The organism is Pseudomonas fluorescens, from assembly GCF_001307275.1.
Lineage (GTDB): Bacteria > Pseudomonadota > Gammaproteobacteria > Pseudomonadales > Pseudomonadaceae > Aquipseudomonas > Aquipseudomonas fluorescens_AA.
The window spans coordinates 1,693,898-1,710,911 of the sequence record NZ_CP012831.1 but is presented as its reverse complement, the minus strand read 5'-3'; the positions used below and the strand labels follow the sequence as shown (position 1 = coordinate 1,710,911).

Here is a 17,014-nt window from a genome sequence, read left to right as displayed (position 1 = left end):
CTAAACCTTACCGAGGAAGCTACGCGCCCATAAGCTAGCAATTCTTATAGGTTTGATCTCTGGCATTCCCTCGCTCAGGCGTGGCATTCTACTTGCACGATTTCAGGATTGAAATTAATAAGGGAGCTGAATGGATGCAGGCCAAGCTGTCTGACTTCAATACCCGTCTTTTGTCTGGCAGGAGCCTGGACGAACAGATGGATAACACCCTGGGGATGGTCCAGGCGCTAGGCTTTGATGCCTTGGTGTACGACTACAGTCCGGTGCCGCTGGATCATGATGGGGCACTGATTACCCCGGCTGTGCTGAAGTTGCGCAATACCCCCCGTGATTGGCACTCGCTCTGGTGTGAAGAAGGTTATTACCAGATCGACCCCGTCCAGCATCTGGCAATCAATGCCATATCTCCTTTTGTCTGGTCCTATCGACCGGAGGCCGACACGGTGCTGCAGCCGTTCATCGGCCAGAGTCATGCACCGGTCGTGAGCTACCTGCAGGATTCGCGCATGACCTGTGGCGTGACGGTGCCGATGCATTTGCCCAAAGGTGGCTTTGCGACATTGACCGGGCTGCGCACCGATACGAAGGGGAGCACCCTGCAGGATGTGCGGCAAACGCTGGGCGACTTCAGCCTGATTTCCCATGCCCTGCAAGAGGCGGCTTTTCCGCTGCTCGGCAAGGAAGCCCGCGCATGCCCGGTTCGCCTGACCAAACGCGAGCGTGAGTGCTTGAGATTAGCCGCTGAAGGGTTGACGGCGGCGGACATCGCCAGGCAACTGAATCGTTCCTTGGCCACCATCACCCTCCACCTGACTTCTGCAATGCACAAGCTCGGCGCCAGGAATCGGGTCCAGGCGGTGGTCAGGGCGGTGCACTATCGGTTGCTCGATAGCTGAAATCGGGTAAAAACCTATCTGTTTCTCTAGTTATTCCGCCGTCCAGTCCCCGGTATCGTGTTCCGCAGTATTTCTAGGGAGCGGCACGAAATGGATCTTCCCGTAACGCACGAAGGCTTTGCGCCTTTTGGTCCGTATCAGACCTGGTATCGCATCACTGGCGACTTCAGCAGTGGCCGTACGCCGCTGCTGATCCTGCATGGCGGCCCGGGCTGTACACACGATTATGTCGATGCCTTCAAGGATGTTGCCAACAGTGGCTATCCGGTGATTCATTACGACCAACTGGGCAATGGGCGTTCCACCCATCTTCCGGAAAAAGACCCCTCGTTCTGGAACGTGGCGCTCTTTCTCGATGAGTTGGAGAACCTGCTGGATCATCTGGGCATTCGCGACAATTACGCACTGTTGGGGCAATCCTGGGGCGGCATGTTGGCCAGCGAACATGCGGTGCTCCAGCCCGCGGGCTTGCGCGCGTTGATTATCGCCAACTCCCCGGCGGACATGTCCACGTGGCTCCTGGAAGTCAATCGCTTGCGCCAGCTTCTACCCATTGAGGTGCAGCAAACACTGCTCAAGCACGAGCGGGCTGGAACCTTGACGTCTACCGAGTATTTTGAGGCCGCTCGGGTTTTCTACGACCGTCATGTCTGCCGTGTCACGCCCTGGCCCGATGAAGTCGCCCGTACCTTTGCCCAGATCGATGCCGATCCTACCGTTTACCACGCCATGAATGGCCCCACCGAATTCCATGTGATCGGCAGCATGAAGGACTGGTCCATCACCGATCGCTTGCCTCGGATCAGCGTGCCGACCCTGCTGATTTCAGGCCGATACGATGAAGCGACGCCGTTGGTGGTCAAACCCTATGTGGATCATGTTCCCGACATTCGCTGGGCGTTGTTCGAACACTCCAGCCATATGCCCCATATCGAGGAGCGGATGGCTTGCATGGGAACCGTGGTGAGTTTCCTGGATGAGTGTCTGTAGGCGTCTGCGCAATCCGAGCTGTCGTTTTGTGTTGTGTTTTTCGACGCGTCCTGTGAGACGCGTCTCTTTTTTGAATGGAAAATTCCCGCTCTCTTGAACCGAAAGCGATATGCAGGGTCTGGTGTGCGCGTGGTTTTGCGCATCAGCAACGTGGGTGTTTCATGGGGGTAAGCCGGCATTCGGCTCTTCGTCCGCTCACGAGCTTGCTGTCATTTCTGTATCGAGGGATCGAACATGTTCTCACCCGCCCTGTGGGCGAGGTCGTGCCTGGCTTTGCTGTGCCTGTCTCCGCTAACACTTGCTTATGCTGCGCCAACCCCCGGTGACACGGACCTGATTCGTGAGCGCCAGGACCGTCTGCTCGAAGAGCAGCGTCGGCGCCTGGAAGAACTCAAGGACCTGCCCGGCAAGGACGCGAAGCCGGCCCAGCCCACCGCACCTGCCGATACCCGTTGCTTCCCGATCAAGACCATCGAGCTCAAGGGCGCCGATGCGTTGTCCGAGGGCGAGCGCCAACGCCTGCTCAAACCTTTCCTCAACCAGTGCCTGGGCGTGCCGCAGCTTAACCAGTTGCTCAAGGTCATTACCGACCACTACCTGGAGAAGGGCCTGGTCACCAGTCGCGCCTATTTGCCGCAACAGGACCTGTCCAGTGGTCACCTGCAAGTGCTGGTCGTCGAGGGCCGCCTGGAAGGTCTGAAAGGTGCCGAGAACAGCCAGCTGTCGGATCGTGAGTTGGCGATGGCGTTTCCCGGCAAAACCGGCGATCTGCTCAACCTGCGGGAGATGGAGCAGATGGTCGATCAACTGAACCGTTTGCCGTCCAACCGTGCGCAAATGGAGCTGACCCCCGGGCAAAACATCGGTGGCAGCGAAGTGCGGGTCAACAACACCCCGCAGAAACCCTGGCGCGCCGGCCTGTCACGGCATAACGATGGGCAGAAAAGCACCGGCGAGCAGCAATGGGGCGCTTCCCTGGATTGGGACAGCCCATTGGGCCTGGCTGACCAACTGGCCTTGCGCGGCGGCCACGATGCCGTCAGCGACCATCAGAAAACCTCACGCAATGGCATGCTCTATTACAACCTGCCGTTTGGCTGGTGGAACCTGAGCTACACCTACAGCGAGAGCGAGTACCGGGCGTTGGGCCAGGCCAACGGCTTCAATTTCAAGCAGAGTGGCGACAGCCAGAACCATCAGGTGCGCCTGGAGCGAGTGGTCCATCGCGATGCCGTGAGCAAGACTTCACTCAACACCGGCCTTTCGTACCTGCGCACCAACAACTTCATCGAAGACAGCAAGCTTGCCGAAAGCAGCAACCGCATCAGCGAGGCGCAGTTCGGCATCAACCATGGCCGGCGGATCGGCAATGCCTTCGTCAACCTCGACCTGGGCCTGCAACAAGGTATCGGCGCCCTCGATGCCCAGGGCGATCATGAGCCGGGGCCTGGGCTGCCGGATGCGCGTTATCGCAAGTACACCGCCACCCTCAGCTATTTGCAGCCTTTCATGCTGGGGGGCGAGTCCTTCAGCTTCAGCAGCCTGATGACCGGCCAGCGCAGCGAGGACGTGCTGTTCAGCCCCCAGCGTATGAGCCTGGGTGGCCTGTCGTCGGTTCGCGGCTACAAGGACCAGACGCTGTCCGGGGACAGCGGCGGCTACTGGCGCAACGACCTGCGCTGGAGCCGCCCGGTGACCATGGAGTGGCTGCGCCCGGTGTTTGCCGAATATGGCACCAGCCTCGGCTATGACCAGGGCGTGATTCGCGGTAATCGCTACAACGGTAGCGAGCACGGGCGCATGTCGAGCAACTCGCTGGAGCTGTTCGCCCGCGGTGAGCACCTGAACGCCAGCGTCACCTTCGCCCATTCCCTGGAACGTCCGGATGCCCTGACCGAGCGCGAAGCGCCGATCTACTTCCGCTTGGATGTATCTATTTAACGCTGCTGTAACGAGACCTGATCATGGACGACCGCCAACACGCCTTCCTGGCCCGCCAGCCTTCTGCTGCCCTGAAAACCCGCGACGCCTTCTGGGGCATGCCCAAGCGTGGCCTGGCGTTCCTGCTGGCCAACGTCATGTTCTGGCAACCGATGTGGGCCCAGGCCGACGGCATCGTGGTCAGCGCCCCGGGCACCAGCCTCGGCCAGGCCGGCAACGGCGTGCCGGTGGTCAACATCGCCAAGCCCAACGGCAGCGGGCTGTCTCACAACCAGTTCAAGGACTACAACGTCGGCAGCAACGGCGTGATCCTCAACAACGCCACCAACCCGGCCCAGGCCACGCAACTGGGCGGGATCATCCTCGGCAACCCGAACCTCCAGGGCACGGCCGCCACCACCATCCTCAACGAAGTCAACGGCGGCAACCCCAGCCAATTGCGCGGCTACACCGAAGTGGCAGGGCAGTCGGCCCACGTCATCGTCGCCAACCCCTACGGCATCAGCTGTAATGGCTGCGGTTTCATCAATACCCCAAAGGCGACCCTGACCACGGGCAAGCCGATCATCGAAAACGGCCAAGTGGGTCGCTATCAGGTGGACCAGGGCAGCGTCGCCATCGAAGGCGCAGGCCTGAACGCGAACAACGTCGACCGCTTCGAAATCATCACTCGCAGCGCCAGGATCAACGCTGAGATTCAGGCAAAAAACCTGACCATCGTGGCCGGGCGCAATGACGTCAACGCAGGCACCCTGAATGCCACTGCCCGGGCCGACGACGGCAGTGCCAAACCCGAATTGGCCATCGATTCCTCGGCCTTGGGTGGTATGTACGCCGGGGCGATCAAGCTGGTGGGTACCGAGGCCGGAGTCGGGGTGAAGCTGGACGGCAAGATGGTCGCCAGTGGGGGGGATATTCAGCTGGATGCCAATGGGCATTTGAGTTTGGCGCAGACCACGGCGGCAGGCGCCGTCGAGATCAAGGCTCAGAGCCTGGACGCCCAAGGGACGATCTATGCCGGTAGCCGTGTCCAGGCGACGACCCAGGGCACCCTCAGCAACCGACAAGCCATCGCCGCGCGCGAGAATGTAACGCTGACCACTGACGGCCAGCTCAACAACCTTGGCATCATCGAAGCGGGTGTCAACGTCGATAACACCCGCAACCAGATTGGCGACGTGGTGCTGACTGCGGCGAATATCGACAACCGCGGGCAGAGCGTCATCGCCAGTCATGACCTGAAAGCCGCGACCACGCAGACCCTCGACAATCGCGGCGGCACTTTTTCCGCCGGCAAGACCCTGACGCTCGACAGCAAGGCCATCGACAACCGTGCCGGCACGCTGGTTAGCCAAGGCAAAATTCAAGCGCTGGCCACTGGAACGTTGGATAACCGTGATAAAGGGATCATTGCCAGCGACGGCGAGCAGACCCTGGTCGCCGGGACGCTAAAAAACAGCGCAGGCGTCATCAGCAGTAACAACCTCCTGAAGCTCGAAGCGAAAACCTTGGATAACAGCGGCGGCAAAATTGCGTCCGACGCTGCACTAACCCTTGGGGGCGGCAATGCTGAAAATAGTGGAGGTCAAATCACCAGCCAGGGTGATCTCGTTGCGACCCTGAAAAGCTTCAATCAACAGAACGGCAAGTTGGTTAGCCAGGGGCAATTGACCCTGACCGCAGACAGCATCCGCAACAGCGACGATGGCTATATCGCCTCGGTCAAGGCCATGAGCCTGACGGCTCACCAACAGCTGTTCAATACCGGCAAGGCGATTATCAGCACCGAGCAGGGACTGACGATCGGCGGTGGTGCTGTCGATAACGCCAATGGCAGTCTGCTCAGCCAGGGAGACCTGATAGTCGATATCACTGGCGATCTCGTCAACCAGGATGGCAGTGTCATCACCCAGGCCGGGAATGTGGATGTCGAGGCGAGCAGCCTCGATAACCGTGGTGGGGTCTTGGCAAGTGTCGATGGCTGGCTGAAAACCACCCTCGACAAGGTCCTGAACAACGGCAAGTCGCTCACCTTAGGCGGCGATGCCGGATTGATCCAGGCGCAGTCCGTCAAAGTCGGTGCAGAGCAAGCAGTGCTCAACAATGGCGGGCAGGTGTCGGCCTTGTCCGGGACCGCTGAAATCACTACTGCCACACTCGAAAACCGCAGCGGCGCAGTGCTTGCCAAACAGGCTCTGACGGTACGTGCCCATGACTTGGATAACAGCGGCGGACGGATTGCGGCGGACACTATCGATTTCGGTCTTACCGGCGCACTGACCAACCAGGACGGCTTGGTGGAGGGCGCCAATGGCCTGCTGATCGGCGCCGCGTCGATTGACAACCAGGGCGGCAAGTTGCGCTCTGTAGGCAAGTTGGGTGCCGCGACCCTCACGGTTGAGCAACTGCTGGACAACCAGAGCGGCGTCATTGAAGCGGCCACCCAGGACCTGTCCTTGCAGATGGCAGCATTCAAGAATGCTGGCGGCAACGTTCGTCATGTGGGCACCGGCACTTTAGCTGTGGACCTCGCCAGGTTCAGCAACATCGGCGGTAGCCTGATGACCTCGGGCACCCTGGCTGTCGACGCAGCGCGTTGGGACAACAGCTCGGATATCCAAGCCAATGTCCTGAACCTGAAGGTGGGCCAGCTCAATCAGACCAGCACCGGCAAGTTGATCGCGGTGCAAAGCTTGCTGGCCACGGGCGGTACCTGGAACAACGCGGGTACCATCAGCAGCGACGCTGATTTGGATCTGCAACTGACCGGCGCTTATGTCGGTACCGAAAACAGCCGTGTCAGTGGTGTCAATAAATTCGATTTGAGCGCCGCCAGCCTCGACCTATCCAGCGGTTCGCGCCTGGCTGGCGGTGGCGCTACCACCGTCACCAGTCTCGGTGCATTGAACAATGCCGGACGGATCACCGGCGGCGGCAAGTTCTCCCTCGCCGCCACGAGCCTGGTCAATACAGGCACGCTGGGTGGCGCCGACACCGTCGAACTGGTTGCCAACGAGGCCCGTAACGATCGCGGCCTGATCTTCAGCGGCGCGGACATGGCCCTGCGTTTCAACCGCTTCACCAACTATCGCGCGGACGTCTACAGCCTGGGGGCACTTAATGTCGCGGCACGAGATGGCGTCGCTCGCAGCGTGCTGCTGGAGAACATCTCCGGCACCCTGGAGTCGGCAAAGGACATGTCGCTGCGCAGCGACACCCTGATCAATCGCAAGGACGTCTTTACCACCACCGATGAGCTGGTGTCAGGCTCCATCAGTGTCAAATGCTATGACTGCGGCGGCGATTATCACAACGTCGACTACATAGCCAATGAAACGTACCAGAGCGTAGTGCTTGAAGACTCGGCCAGTGCCACCCTGATGAGTGGGGCGAAGCTGACCGTTGATGGCTCTGCGGTGACCAACCAATACAGCGTGATGGCCTCGGCTGCCGACCTGCAGATCACGGCAGACAATTTTGCCAACATTGGCGCCGCTTCCGGCACCAGCGTCAGAACGCGGACCTGGAACACCGGCAGGGTCACCGACGGAACCGACGAGCGTTTCCGGGGCAGGTTCATCGTCCCCTACAACGCCCAGGGCAACCCGAAACAAGTCCCCGTCGACGCGCTCAACAGCTTCCGTCAGGTCGGTGATATCACGATCGTGACGCCAGGGGAGTCGCTGGCACCGGCGGTTGTTCAGTCGGGCGGCAACATCAGCATCCAGGCTACGCAGCAGTTGGCGAACAGCAGTGTCGTGCAGTTCCAGGCACCCCTGGCGGGTACGGCAAAATCAGCGGCAACCGAGGTTGCCAACGCCGCACAGCCAGCGGTTGTGGTGCTCAACCCGCAGCTGCCGCCTGATCTGGCCCAACAACAAGTCAACCCGACCACCATGCCCGGGTTCACCCTGCCGACGGGCGAAAATGGCTTGTTCCGTGTCGTCGACAGCGCGGCCGCAGCGCAAGACAGCCACGACCAGAGCCGGGCCACTGTGCAGGGCTCGGATGCAAGCCGGGTTATCACCGGCCCCAAATATCTGATTGAAACCAACCCTGCGCTGACCGACCTCAAGCAGTTCATGAGCTCGGACTACCTGTTGGGCAATCTGGGTTATGACCCCGACACCAGCTGGAAGCGCCTGGGCGATGGCTTGTACGAGCAACGCCTGATTCAGCAAGCGGTGCTGGCCCGCACTGGGCAGCGTTTCATTGCCGGACAGAGCAGCGATGAAGGCATGTTCAAGTACCTGATGAACAACGCCATCGCCAGCAAGGATGTTCTGGACCTGGCCGTTGGCGTGACCCTGACTTCGCAGCAAGTCGCCGCACTGACCCACGATATCGTCTGGATGGAAGATCAGGTCGTCAATGGTCAACATGTCTTGGTGCCGGTGCTCTACCTGGCACAGGCCAACAACCGGCTGACGGCCGATGGTGCGCTGATCCAGGGCAAGAACCTCACTCTGATTGCGGGCACCGACCTGAAGAACGCCGGGACGCTGCGTGCCAGCGAGAATCTCTCGGCGGCGGCAGGGAACAATCTGCTCAACACGCGCCTGGCCGAGGCGGGCGAGCGGCTCAAGCTGGTCGCCGGCAAAGACCTGGTCAACATGCAAGGCGGCATCCTCAAGGGCAAGGATGTCGAGCTGTCGACGTTGACCGGTGACATCCGCAATGACCGGACCATTACCACGATCGAGAACAGTGGCAACGGTTTCAGTTCGAAAACCTCGGTGGTCGACAATGCGGCGCGCATCGAGGCCGGCAACAACGTCAGCGTTCAGGCAGCCGGCGATCTATTGAACGTGGGCGGCGCCATTACGGCGGGCAATGACGTTGATTTGCGCGCAGGAAAAGACATCGTCATCTCCGCGGCCCGCGAAGAAAGCGGCTCGATGCGTAAGGACAAACGTCACTTCTGGGAGCAGAGCCAGACCGTACAGCATGCCAGTGAAGTGCAGGCAGGCGGCGACCTGAATGCCACTGCTGGCAACAACCTGACCGTGGTCGCCAGCCATCTCGGGGCCAAAGGCGACATCAACCTGAGCGGCAACGATGTCGCCCTGATCTCGGCGGCTAACCAGGACTCCAGCGAATACCGCTACAAGCGCAGCGGCAAGAAGATCAACAAGGAAGAAGACCATGTCTCGCAGCAGGCGACCACGCTCACGGCTGGAGGTGATGTAAGGGTTGGTGCACGCAATGATCTGTTGATGGTTGCGAGCAAGATTGCGGCGGGTAATGAAGCCTACTTGGTGGCGGGTAAGCAGTTGAGTCTGCTGGCTGAGCAGAATCGTGATTACTCGCTGTATGACATGAAAAAGAAGGGCGGTTGGGGCAGTTTGAAGATGCGGCGCGATGAGGTGACACAAATCACCCATGTCGGCAGCCAGATCCAGACGGGAGGCAACCTGGTGCTCAAGAGTGGCGATGACCAGCGCTACCAAGTCGCCAAGCTGCAAAGTGGAAAGGATCTGATACTGGACAGTGGCGGCGCCATCGTCTTCGAAGGCGTAAAGGATCTGCACGACGAAAGCCATACCAAGACCAATAACAATGCGTTCTGGAACTCCGCCAAGGGCAAGGGTAATACCGATGAAACCTTGCGTCAGACGCAGATGGTGGCGGCGGGCAATATCACCATCAAGGCAGTCGAAGGCCTGAAGATCGATATCAAGCACGTCGATCAGCAAACGGTTAGCCAGACCATCGACGCGATGGTAAAAGCCGATCCGCAACTGGCTTGGATCAAGGAAGCCGAGCGGCGCGGTGACGTCGACTGGCGGCAAGTGAAGGAAATCCACGAGTCCTTCAAATACAACACGTCGGGCTTGGGGCCGGCTTCGCAGTTGATCATTGCCATTGCCCTCGCGGCCGTGATGGGGCCGATGATGGCTGGCATGAATACCATGCTTCAGGCTGGAGCCATCAGTGTCGCGACCAAGGCGACGGTCAGCACCATCGATAACCGGGGCAATCTCGGCGCGATTGCCAAGGACGTTACTTCCAAGGACAGCCTGAAAGGGTATGCCGTCTCGATGGCTACGGCCGGGGTTACACAAGGGCTTGGTTATGACGCTAGCACGGTTGGGTTCAACGCCGAGAGCGTGAGGACGGTGGCTACGAAAGTGGCCGCGGATGCTGCGATTAAAACAGCCGTGTACGGGGGCAGCTTCAAAGATAATTTTGCAACTTCATTGGTCGGAACGGCGGCAAGCATTGGGGGCGCATACGGCGCAGGAAAAATAGGTGACCTACCGCTAACCGAAGGTGGCCTGGAGAAAATTCTCCTTCATTCGGCCTTGGGCGGATTGATGGCTGAAGTCATGGGAGGAGACTTCCGTACAGGGGCAATAGCGGGCGGGGCAAACGAGGTTCTGATCGGCTTGCTGGGGGATACGCTACTGCCCTCGCATCTGGAACCTGGTACAGCTGAATACGTTCGGGCTCAAGAGAATCTGGTCGCACTTTCGAAGGTCGTCGGCGTACTTGGCGCCGCAGCCTCGAATGGGGATCTCGAAGTTGCGGCGCAAGTGGCTGAAAATGGCACGCGTTACAACTTCTTGGGCAATCACTCCCAAGCAGAGCGAGACAGAGCTCTCAAGGAGTATGAGGAAACCAAGAGCCTGGATGCCGCCAAAAAAATGATGGTGCTCCAAGGCGCAGACCAACGTAGCGATGGGCTGTTGGAGCGTTTTCACACCGATCCCAAGTCACTGTCGTCCTCAGAAAAAACCGAGTTGGCCGCCTACCTTCAGGTGTACGGCTATGAGCAAAGCCTCAAGTATGGGAACGAGGCAGCTCAGACCAGCATCGACAACTTGCTTAAGAACGGACCGGTTCCTTATCGGGATTACCCGTTTGCAGGTGGTACTACACAGGAGCGAATTGCTTACGCCGATGGCTTGAGAGCTCAGGATGGTGTGTCGGTTGCCAATATCTTTTGGTCCAGAGACCAGAGCTCCAGCGAAATGTTGTATCGCGATGCTCAAGGTTACCTGCGCATCAATCGCGAAATGCAGGCGATGAGTGACGTGGGGTCACCAGCTCTCTATTTTCTCACCGGTAATCTCGGCACTACGATTCGGGTCGCCGCTGCGGCCAATGGTGTACTCCAGGCAGGCCACGGCGCGGGCCAAGTCTACGACGGTGATACATGGAATGGCATCGGCAATATCGTCGTTGGAGCCATGAATGCTGCGAGCCTTGGGATTCCAAAGATCGGCTCCCTGGGAAGGGGCAGTACTAGCATCGGCGTAAAAGAAACAGAACGAGTTGTACCTCCTGCGGCAGTAGGTGGAGGAGCAATCCAAAATGAGGGGGCTAATGCACTTCAGCTATTGCCTGATTTCGCAAATAGTCGAAAAGCATTTGAACATTATGCCAAACATTCGCAAGGTGTAATATTGGGCAAAAACGGAAAAGCTGTGGTGAAGCCAGATGGTGCCGATATGCCTGAGTTTATTTCGTATGATTCGTATGTCAGTGCTGCGCGGTCTTTTTGGGCTCCATCTACCCGGGCCGGCATTCATCAGGGCATTCGAGCAGATGGCTCTGTTCTTAGATTTGAACCATCAACTGGATATTTTGGTGTTATGCGAAATGGAAAGATAAATACTTTCTTTAGACCTGATGGCGACGCCGCCGCACGGCTAAAATACTTCAAGGATCAGTTGTGAAAAATGAAAATATTTTTGAGCTTTGCTCAGCAGTTTTGACCAAACTTGGTTTTGGTAATGAAACCTTGATGTCTTTGGTTAATAAATGGCAGTTTTTTATTGAGGAATGTCAGGAGGGATATGATTGGGACTATTCTGAATATAGAAATGAGATTCGGGTGAGGGGGTTAATAGAGGAATTGCTGAGCGATCCAAGGATCTCCAATGCTGATGAATTAGCACATCTTTTTTCGGAGGTGTTCCGCCTTGATGAAAAATTTAAGTGTTTACTGCAGTCAGGCGTCTCTATGCTTGAAGGGGGGCATTGGTGGGAGCAGGGTGTTTTAATTCGCGCTGGAGATGAATATTGTCATTATATGAAAAGTGCATACGGGATTTATGTTGAGAGTGTAGAAGGGTAAAGTGTCGAAGAAATCAAGAGGCGAAGAGGCGAAAAGGGGACGGATTTATTTTGTGATGCGCAGAGAATGTGGACTTACTGGCTTGGTTTGATAAATAAATCCGTCCCCTTTTCCATGGTTATAATTTGTTTCCTCAAGATAGAAACTTTAACAGTTCGGCATATAAAGTTTATTATGAGAATAGAATGCGTGAGGCGTTGAGTGATCCGTCGAGAACTATAGGGTCTACGACTATAAAATTTAAGCGTGAAAATTCAGATTCGATAAGGCCGGATACTATGGAGTTGACCTATACTATCGATGGTAAAACTCGAACGGTCTCCTTTGAAAATGAAGCTGGTAAAATTCCAGAGGTGAGTAATGGTTACTAAAGATTTAGAAATTGTGAAGGAAATATTTTCTTTAATTGATTCTGGAATAGTTTTGGGTTATGACTCTTTCTGTTATGAGGTTGAGGTGGGTGAAGGGTACATGGAGTCGGTGCTGACTGTTGAGAAGGATGGTGTTGAAGTAACCGATGCTGATACTGATTTTAATAGCTCCAAACTATATAGGTTGATAAAGGAATTGAAGGCAGAGGGCAAGGCGCGAGGTGAAGAATGGCTTTCTTTTTCAATATCCTATCGACGTGAGGGTGAGGTGAAAACGAAGTTTAATTACTGATGTTCAAATGCACAGTGTCGCGAAAAGGGGATTTATTTTATAAGGTACAGAGAGAGTCGATTCATTGGCTTGCTCGGTTTCTAAAATAAATCCCCCTTTTTTCCTCTACCAAAACTCTACTGCTGTAGAGGGGCCGGGAGATGTACATATTGCAGGTTCTACGTATGGCGGAAAAAAACACTCCGGCTCAGCAAGATGCAGCGGATCTGTGCGAAAAGGGGACAGATTTATTTTATGAGGTCAGAGGGGGTGGGTTTATTGGCTTGCTCGGTGTTCTAAAATAAATCTGTCCCCTTTTTTGCTAGTCCCCTTTTTTGCTGTGGTACCAAAACGGTAAGAGTCCGAGATGATGCGGGAGGTCATGACTTTGGTGTTGGGAATCCTCAAAATCGCGGCTCCCACTTTAATGATGAAATCGGAAATCATTATGACTACTGATATTAAAGTTACGAGTGCGCCTGATTTGTTAGTAAATAATGAGGTGTTTAACATTCGCTGTGCGGGGAAGCGAGGGGGCGGGGAGCTCTCGGTGGCAAGCTTTTTGACTGCCGGGGCGTCAAGCGATTCCGTATCCTCAGTATTAAGTTATTTGTATGATCTAATTGAGAAAAAATTTCCTGATTACGATCTGTGGTTTTTTTTAGGTAGTTCGGCATGGCAGCCAGATACACGGATTGTCCGCCATCGAAAATTGTGGGGGGCATTGAAGTTTAGGGGGTATGAGGTTGTTGGTGGCAGTAACTCGCAAGAGTACATTGTCGAGGCGGAAGGAAAAATTAAGTTTTTTGGTGCGTTGCGCCTGTCGAAGCTGTCTATTGAAACCGTCGCTAGTGTGCTTGAGACAGAGCGTTGTTCATATGTGGCAGCGCTCCCTAAGGGGTTTGATGTTCGAGTTGCTCTTGATAGGGGATGGTCGGGGGATGTAGAGGAAGATTTGAGTTTTCATTATTTGCTATCTGAAAAGCAAGGTCTGCTTTTTAAGAAGGTGGGTGAGTTTGATGACGGTGAACGGGGATTTATATCGGTTGGTTTGTCGGAGCAAATAAGTGTGTTGTTGCATTAAAGAGTTTCTTTAGAATTGTTATGGATAGAAAAACGAAAGAACTGCTTGGTGGAGGGGGCAGATGATTCTCAGATTTATTTTGTGAAACGCAGAGGGGCAGATTTGTTGGTTTTGCTCGGTTTATAAAATAAATCTGTACACTTTTCCCATTGTTTTGCTGGATCGAAATAAAAGCGCGCCTTGGAGGCCCATTGATGCGTCACGATATCGTTTTACGTTTTATCGCAGTGATGTTGTTTTGCTTCACGCTGACCGGATGCATTCATTACGAGCATAAAAGCGCAGAAGGGAGGCCCTGGGACGAGGTCGCGACAATTCGGCAGTTCGACAAGAGTTTGTCTATAGACAAAATCGATGACGATACATCGTTATATTGGCTAGCCCGTCAAACCGAGTATCGACTCGGTGCAGGAAGGCATAAACTTTCCGTTAAGCGCGCCATTGGAACCGAATACACACGTCCAATTGAAATGACCGTGGATTTGGTTGGTGGCCGTACCTATGGGCTTTATGGCGTTTCTTCGATGAAGTGGTGGTATTACGAAGTTCGCGATGTCGAGACAGGGCGTTCCGCGAAAGTTATAGAGCCGGCTGTCACAACGACGCCTTCCGAATCAGCCAGGCAGGCGGTCCAATAACTTCATTGTGGCGAGGGGATTTCGAAAAGGGGGATTTATTCGATCGTTCCCACGCTCCTGCGTGGGAATGTCGCCAGGGACGCTCCGCGTTCCGCTTCTGGGAGGTGACGCAGAGCGTCACGGGATGCATTCCCACGCAGGGCGTGGGAACGATCAAACTCGGTGTGTCAGGAAGATTTGAGTTTACTGCTCTAGGGCTGCTGCGCAGCCCAGCGGGGCGGTGCGACGTTTCGCTAAATCCCCTCGCCACAAAAGCCGGACTGTGATCGCTCGCCATGGGCAGGTTTATTTTGCTGTCCGCTTCTTTTTCTTCCTGTCGTGCCTTGGGTGTCCCGGGTTCGCGTACTAAGAGTTTACAGCGGGCACCACGGGTCTCCTCCATTCGCGCTTTCCAGGATCTTCGGAAAATTTCGCTCGAAGGCCCAGCCTGAAGCCACGGCAGTCATGGTGGTTTTGCAGGCGGGGTTCTTTTCCGAGACGATCACGTTCATATAGAACTGGCTGCCGTAGATTGTCGGCGCCCATAGCACCATGTCGCTTCTTTCGGCATTGCTGTCGACTTTCAATTGGATGGTATTGACGAGTGTCCCACCGGTCGTGAGTTCGGTCACTTGCGGGTGAAAGCAGTGGTTCAGGTAGCCTTGTACCCGTTCTTCCACCACTGCCCGCTCTTGCGTCAGACAGTATTCGGGGCCGGTTTTTCCAGTGTTCAGCAGCTCGTCCTTGGTATGCGGATGCAGTGAACAGCCGCTCAATAGCAGCAAAACGATCGCTGTAAATTTCTTGTACAAAACTCATGCTCCTTCAGAGATTGTGGGCTGCCAAAACTGATTGCCGTAAGGGCGGCGGGCGGGACTATACGCAATTTGTTTCGCTGTGGAATGGTCAAACGGGCTTGTCGTAGGAATCGACGGAGCGAATATTCCCCATTGACTTGCAGGACATTTCCTAGAAAATTCCAGTCCCTTGCGCCTGCTGATTTCGGTGCCTAGTCTTTGTCCACCGCTGCCAATCCAGCGGTCGGGTTTAGTCGCTCGGTATTCGTTAGGCGCAAGGTTCTCCTTGAAGTCAGGCTACAGTGTTGTCGCTGATTTTATGGTAGCTGTGCGCAGGGCACTTTCGGGTGCGCCGGTTTCCTAACGTCCCGGTCGACTAACCTGCGCACAGCCGCCACCCCACTTCGTTTAGTCGCGAACAGTGGCGGATCCGACTGACGTTAGGAGGTCCATATGGACAAACTCATCCCAGACCCACCCGTTCCACCACTGCATCTGGACATCGCCGCCGACGCCAACGCCGAACGTGTCATCGATTCCTATCTGAACCCCAAGCCCGCCCAGCCCGACAAGAAGCTGCCTCCGGACCAGTTGTTCACAGTCGTGGAGGGCGTCGATGCTGAAAGCTTGTTGGCAAATCTCAGCGAAACCTTGGCTTCCGCCAATGCCATGGCTGGCGATTTGGCGTTCGACCTGGAGGATTCTCGACGGCATGTTGCATTAGGGCTGCAACAGTTGATCGAGCTGAGTCAGCTATTGGCAAACCGGGCACTGGATGTCGTCGACCCTAGATAGAAGCTGAAAACTGACAAGGGATAGGCCACGTTTTTCCACGAAGAAGTGACAGCCCTTCTTTGAACCGTGGTCTGTTCCTGAGGGATCTGAGACGTCGTTTTTGTTGTTTTTTTCGACACGACCTGTGAGACGTGTCTCTTTTGTGAGTGGAAAAATCCCGCTCTCTTGAACCGAAAGCGATATGCAGGAAGGGAAAGGGGACAGATTTATTTTATGAGATGCAGAGTGTCCCCTTTTTTTGATCGGGGTGCCGAGGTCTTGGGAACCGTGATCGATTCCGGTCGTGGCGAAGGCATGGTTGTGTTGGCGCTGTTTGAGGAGATTTTGGCGCAGTTCTTGACGAACTGCGCCACAGCTCATCGCAGCAGATGGACTACGTTATGGCCACAAATAAAACCAATGCTACCCCGCTTAAATGGGTGGCATTGGGTTACCGAGCAACCTAGCAGATTGACTCCCCAGCGCTTCCAGTCCTTCACCACATCATCGATGACAGCAGTGGCAGTGTCTCTAACGGATCGTGAAACGGGCGACCCCAAAGGTCGCCCGTTTTCATTTACTCAGCCGCCTGCGCCCGCAACCGCCTCCCAATCACATCCATCACATCACACCCATCGCGCAGCGATATCGTCAGCATTTTGCAAAGGTCGGAGAGCACCAGCGTGTCGGAGCTGATTTCCGAACGGAACGCGATGTTTTCCAGCAGTTGAGTCACGGTGCGGATGTGGTAGTCGGCGGTTTCGAAGAGGACGTCGAGCGGGGCTTCGGTGTCGATGAGCAGGGTGGCGGGGATGCAATCGATGCCGGTGATGGGCATGTATCGTTTCATCGGTAGTACCTCATTCAATTGAAAGGAGCTACCTCGTTAATCGAGTCGCCAAACCCGAGTCGCCATTAGGACTACGACGGAATATAGGCCGCCTTGTCCGGGTGCTACAAGACGCCGCTTTCCGAGCTTGATGTAGGACGTTTAGCCTGTCTGTGGTGGTATTCGTTACGTGGGGTTGGGCTGTCGGCGGCGGCGAGGTGTTTGCTTCCGTTTGGGGGCGGAGCGTTCATAGAGGGGGGCTGCTGCGCAGCCCCGCGGGAGCAAGCTCCCTCGCCACAGGGGATTTGTACAGCCTTTAGGTGGGTGAGTTGTCCTGAGGGGCGCCGTCGTTGATCTTCTG

The 17,014-nt window shown here is 55.9% G+C and carries 10 protein-coding genes and 1 pseudogene; 9 read left to right on the top strand and 2 right to left on the bottom strand.

Features of this window, described 5'->3' with window-relative positions; genetic code table 11:
• The first annotated feature begins 134 nt into the window (after nucleotides 1–134).
• The 8 genes and pseudogenes from AO356_RS07710 to AO356_RS07675 all read left to right on the top strand — a co-directional run bounded on the left by AO356_RS07710 (nucleotide 135) and on the right by AO356_RS07675 (nucleotide 14,274).
• Entirely contained in the window at nucleotides 135–896 is a 762-nt protein-coding gene (locus AO356_RS07710; RefSeq protein ID WP_060739258.1) for a LuxR family transcriptional regulator, read from the top strand.
• 90 nt (nucleotides 897–986) lie between these two features.
• Entirely contained in the window at nucleotides 987–1,886 is a 900-nt protein-coding gene (locus AO356_RS07705; protein WP_060739257.1) for a proline iminopeptidase-family hydrolase, read from the top strand.
• A 234-nt stretch (nucleotides 1,887–2,120) separates the two neighbouring features.
• The gene (locus AO356_RS07700) at nucleotides 2,121–3,827 is read left to right on the top strand and encodes a ShlB/FhaC/HecB family hemolysin secretion/activation protein (RefSeq protein WP_060739256.1); all 1,707 of its coding nucleotides are present in this window, start codon (nucleotides 2,121–2,123) and stop codon (nucleotides 3,825–3,827) included.
• Between the two features lie 23 nt (nucleotides 3,828–3,850).
• Nucleotides 3,851–11,509 carry a DUF637 domain-containing protein gene (locus AO356_RS07695; RefSeq protein ID WP_060739255.1) on the top strand — a complete coding sequence of 2,553 codons (7,659 nt, stop codon included), beginning with the start codon at nucleotides 3,851–3,853 and terminating at the stop codon, nucleotides 11,507–11,509.
• Nucleotides 11,506–11,910 carry a hypothetical protein gene (locus tag AO356_RS07690; protein WP_060739254.1) on the top strand — a complete coding sequence of 135 codons (405 nt, stop codon included), beginning with the start codon at nucleotides 11,506–11,508 and terminating at the stop codon, nucleotides 11,908–11,910. Before AO356_RS07695 ends, AO356_RS07690 begins: the two co-directional genes overlap by 4 nt.
• A gap of 360 nt (nucleotides 11,911–12,270) precedes the next feature.
• Nucleotides 12,271–12,573: a DUF600 family protein gene (locus AO356_RS07685; protein WP_025211724.1), complete on the top strand. Its 303-nt coding sequence runs from the start codon at nucleotides 12,271–12,273 to the stop codon at nucleotides 12,571–12,573.
• Nucleotides 12,574–12,951: 378 nt separating this feature from the next.
• A pseudogene (locus AO356_RS33340) lies at nucleotides 12,952–13,011 on the top strand (hypothetical protein); the annotation flags it as partial.
• 819 nt (nucleotides 13,012–13,830) lie between these two features.
• Entirely contained in the window at nucleotides 13,831–14,274 is a 444-nt protein-coding gene (locus AO356_RS07675) for a hypothetical protein (RefSeq protein WP_060739252.1), read from the top strand.
• Between the two features lie 353 nt (nucleotides 14,275–14,627).
• On the opposite strand, the gene AO356_RS07670 is transcribed toward AO356_RS07675, so the two are convergent.
• Nucleotides 14,628–15,065 (bottom strand): hypothetical protein, encoded by a 438-nt coding sequence (locus AO356_RS07670; protein ID WP_060739251.1) that lies wholly within the window; start codon nucleotides 15,063–15,065, stop codon nucleotides 14,628–14,630.
• 438 nt (nucleotides 15,066–15,503) lie between these two features.
• Here AO356_RS07670 and AO356_RS07665 point away from each other — a divergent pair, with 438 nt between their 5' ends.
• Nucleotides 15,504–15,845 carry a DUF6124 family protein gene (locus AO356_RS07665; protein WP_060739250.1) on the top strand — a complete coding sequence of 114 codons (342 nt, stop codon included), beginning with the start codon at nucleotides 15,504–15,506 and terminating at the stop codon, nucleotides 15,843–15,845.
• A 556-nt stretch (nucleotides 15,846–16,401) separates the two neighbouring features.
• Here the strand turns inward: AO356_RS07665 and AO356_RS07660 are convergent.
• Entirely contained in the window at nucleotides 16,402–16,674 is a 273-nt protein-coding gene (locus tag AO356_RS07660) for a hypothetical protein (RefSeq protein ID WP_060739249.1), read from the bottom strand.
• Nucleotides 16,675–17,014: the final 340 nt, after the last annotated feature.